Source organism: Octadecabacter dasysiphoniae (assembly GCF_021532615.1).
GTDB lineage: Bacteria > Pseudomonadota > Alphaproteobacteria > Rhodobacterales > Rhodobacteraceae > Octadecabacter > Octadecabacter dasysiphoniae.
Genome location: NZ_JAKGAQ010000032.1, coordinates 1 through 267, shown reverse-complemented (window position 1 = coordinate 267; position 267 = coordinate 1). Strand labels below are relative to the sequence as shown.

General features: G+C 64.0%; 1 protein-coding gene. It reads right to left on the bottom strand.

All coding sequences use genetic code 11. The annotated features are described in order from the left end of the window. On the bottom strand, window positions 1-267 hold a 267-nt coding region (locus tag L0664_RS18505; RefSeq protein WP_235227385.1), incomplete at both ends, for a hypothetical protein.

Sequence of the window (267 nt, the reverse complement as noted above, 5' to 3'; positions counted from 1 at the left end):
AATCGCCTCCGCGACATCCGCAGGCACCAGAACCGAACCATCCGCCATCACTTGAACGGATTCGGCACCTACCTGCATCTGCGCGCCGTTCTCGAGCGTAATCCGCACCGAACCATCGGCCTGAACATCGACCGATACGACCCCGTCAATCTCACTCAGCGCGGTCGATGCCGTCTGCGCTGCGGCCTGCGACGCAAAGGCTGGCAGCACCAAGACCAACCCCGCCAGCGACGCCGGTTTGCCAAAGGTCGCGACGTGACGGCGCAC